Here is a 3,454-nt window from a genome sequence, read left to right on the forward strand (position 1 = left end):
GGGCCTGGAGATGCGGGTGGGAATCCTCCGGCGGAATCGGAGTCCTGCGGTTGCGCGGGTGGGGGCGAGCAGCTCCTCTTCGGACTCGCCCTGTTGATGCTCCCCGCGCTCTCGCGCAAGAGACGTAGAGGGGTTTAGGCGCGGCCGTCGCCGTGCTCAGCGCGGTGCGGGCTGGACTTCGACGGTGAGGGACACCTCGGGGCCGAACGCCAGGCCGTTGCGCTGCAATCTCCAGCGATAGGTCGTCTGCCCGAGGCTCGTCGGCGCGGTGTGCGTGAAGTCGAATGTCTTCCGCTGCCCGAAGTGGATGACCTCACCTGGGGCCAGTGTGAGGTCCGCTGCTCCATCGAGCGAGGTGGCCCGGACGCCCTGGGCCGCGCTCCACGCGGTGGTGCCCGTGTTCGCTACCTGCACCGTGCCCCGGAAGGGCTGGCCCGCCTGGACGTGAAGGACTTGCGGGTCGGGAGCGGAGACCGTGGCATCCAGGACGGGCGTGTCCAGGAAGGCGCCGAGGAGCTGCTGGCGGAAGGGGAGGAAGGCGGTCGTGAGGGACGTGGACAAGGCGTAACGGGAATCCGGCCCGGGGGGTGGAAGGGGTGAGAGGAGGTCGTCGACCTGCACGAAGCGTTTGAAGTCGATCGGCACGATGCCAGGGGTTCCTCCCAGGTCGGTTCCCCGGCTGAGGTCATGGCATCCGCCGCAGGACAGCAGTTGAGCGCGCGCCACGACTTGATGCGGAGTCAGCGTGCTACCGATTCGCTGGAGCTCCGCTTGAAGGGCGTCTGAGAAGGCGTTGGGCGTGGCGGCCTTGTTGAACTCGACGAGGAAGTTGTCCACGCTGCCGAACGACGGCATGGAGCTGCTCTGCGCGGCGTTGTAGACGTCCGGGACGGCGTAGTTGAAGCGGTTGAAGTCATCCACCGCGAGGCTCGCGACCTGCGTGATGAAGTGGTCGCGAAAGCCCACCGCGAGGGGACTGGTGTTCAGGGGGTTGAAGAAGTCTCCCCGGGGCGTCGACTTCACGGTGACGGGGATGAAGCGCGGCGTGCAGCCCGTGGCATCACATTGATGCTTCAGTTTGAACTCGCGCAGCATCCACGGGTTGGGGGCGCCCACACCTTGCTGCATGAACATGTTGGTGCGGACCTGTCCGGCGCCGCTGGGGTTGTCACCGTAGTGGCTGATGTGGATGACGGGAGGGATGCCCGGGGCCAGACCCTCGAAGAAGAGCGCGTTCAGCAGGGCCTGTCGCTGGGTGAGGTCCTCGAGGGTGGAGAGCCGGGCCCACGCCTGGGCCACCGGACGGCAGCCCTCCAGCCCGAGCTCGGGGGCGGGGTTGGGGAGTACGCCTTCGAGGATGAAGCGGTTGCGCGAGCGCACCTGCGGGGCCGCGACGAACCGGGCGAAGGACATGCGGTACTCGCCGCAGTGGGCGCCGTCCACGGGGGCCAGGTCGAAGCGATTGAAGAGGCCCACGAGGATGTATCTGTCGAGCGGGACTGACTGGGCGCTCGCATCGGCTCCCTCCAGGGGTCTGCAGACATACGGGGCCCCGTTGAGGGTGTTGCCGTTGTCGCTGCAGTGGGGGCTCCCGGGCAGGTCGGGTTGCCCGGGCGCGGGGTTCTGCGTGTCCCAGAGCTGGCGGAAGAGCTGGTCCGATGTGAGGCCCGTATCGCCGGCCTGGCGGATGAGCTGGTCGAACACCCTGCGCGCGGTGATGGTGGAGACGGTGGCGTGGTCGGAGATGGCCAGCGAGCGCAGCGGGTCCAGCGTCGTCGAGGTGAGGGAAGGGCGATGGACGAGGTCGGTGGACTGGAGCCCTCCACGTTCGGAGTGAAGCGATTGCGCGAGGCCGGGAGCCGCCTGCAGCAGGAGGAGGCTCGCGGACAGGGTGTGCAGCCAGGGGATTCGTCGGGTCTGCATGGAAGGCGCTCCAGGGGTGTCTGCCCAATCAGGCGGGAAAGGGCAGACAGTAGAGCAGCACTCGAGCCGCGATGGGCCCCGCCGCGTCAGAAATACAGCGGTGAGAGAGGTGCCTCAGTAGTCTGTTGAACGGGTCCTGTTGTCGGGCAGCAGGAACTGGTTCGCGGAGGGGCCGTCCGCCCAGCGGTTGTTCGACCAGGCGTTCCCACCGGTCTTGTAGTTCGCCACGCCGGAGCCTCTGTAGACGGCCGGCGTGTAGTTCGGGTCGCCGAAATCAGGACTCCACGCCCAGCGATTTCCGGTCACGACCATGTTCGTGACCGCCACCCCCATGGGGGCGTGCAAGGCGATTCCGCCGCCCAGGCCCACCACGAAGTAGTTGTCTTGCAGGGTGATCTGGTCGTAGCCGCTGAACCCGCTCTGCGAACCGTCGGAGTACATCGCGATCAGCCCGGACTGCGTGCTGTTCCAGGCGCCGTTCCACTGCAGGCGATTGCGAGAGAAGTTCAAGTACGACTGCCCGCCCCAGGTCTGGATGCCATCCGCGTGAGCGCCAGCGCTGCCAGGGTCCACGGCAATCCACGACTCAGTGATGGTGACGTTGTTCGAGTAGACATTCTCAAACCCGCTGTGCGGGAAATAGCAGCGGTGGCAGATGGACCTCGCGGGCTGCCTGCCGTCCTTGGCTCCCACTGAATTGAAGGCGCCCAGTTCGCTGTACAGCGCCGCGCCACCGCCTCCATTTCCCGCCGGATGGTTGAGGAGGAGGCTGCCCTTGCAGCCGCGCAGCACCAGCCACCCGGAGTTGACGGTGATTTGCGACGTGAGGTTCGCGCCCTCAAGGACGACGGTGCCCTGCGGGAAGGAGAAGCCGTCGATGGTCTCGCCCCCGATGCCAACGGTGCGAGAGAGCGCGCCCCAGCTTCCCAGCGCTGTCCCGGTGAAGGTCCCTCCAGGGACGTTCGTGAAGGAGGAGATGCCAATCCCCGCGGGCCCCACGTCCGAAACGGTGAGCTGCGAACCATGGGTGATGACGAGGGGGATGACGTCCTCGTCTCCGGAGCCCTCACCCGGGGAGCAGGCGCGCACCCCTTTGCACTGGGGGGCATCCGGGTCGACATCGGAGGAGGCGCAAGCCGACCCGGCCACTGTTCCCGCGAGGAGCAAAAGGCGCAGACGAGGCGCCCATCGGGAGGCACACGAGCTGAACATGGGGTGTTTCACTTTCTGGTAGGGAAGTCCCGGGACTGAGTGGTCCAGCCTAGGCCGTGATTCACCCAGAAAGAGGGACCGTTTCAGTGCCCATCTCTGGGCTTCGCGCTCGTGCCGGACAGAATGGGCGCTTTATTCCGGTCGCCCTACAACTCACCGCCAACGCGGACCGTGGAGTTGCCCCCGTCAAATCGGCTCTCCCGCACTTCGTGTGGACCGTGGGGTCAAACGGTGAGCAGTACGCGGCGACGCAGCAGGTCGAAGTTGGCTCGGCCATACATCTGACGCTTGAGGAGCTTGAGCTTCGTGATTTGGCCCT

At 66.5% G+C, this 3,454-nt stretch carries 2 protein-coding genes; both read right to left on the minus strand.

What is annotated here, in order from left to right; translation table 11 throughout:
- Positions 1-156: 156 nt before the first annotated feature.
- Positions 157-1,923 (minus strand): NBR1-Ig-like domain-containing protein, encoded by a 1,767-nt coding sequence (locus HR086_RS45675; protein WP_174468795.1) that lies wholly within the window; start codon positions 1,921-1,923, stop codon positions 157-159.
- A gap of 114 nt (positions 1,924-2,037) precedes the next feature.
- Positions 2,038-3,012: a hypothetical protein gene (locus tag HR086_RS45680; RefSeq protein ID WP_174468796.1), complete on the minus strand. Its 975-nt coding sequence runs from the start codon at positions 3,010-3,012 to the stop codon at positions 2,038-2,040.
- Positions 3,013-3,454 lie beyond the last annotated feature (442 nt).

Source organism: Myxococcus sp. CA039A (assembly GCF_013336645.1).
Classification (GTDB): Bacteria; Myxococcota; Myxococcia; order Myxococcales; family Myxococcaceae; genus Myxococcus; species Myxococcus llanfairpwllgwyngyllgogerychwyrndrobwllllantysiliogogogochensis.

Bases quoted from the DNA above. Each gene is read 5' to 3' on its own strand.
- HR086_RS45675 (WP_174468795.1), bottom strand. From the start codon at position 1,923: ATGCAGACCCGACGAATCCCCTGGCTGCACACCCTGTCCGCGAGCCTC.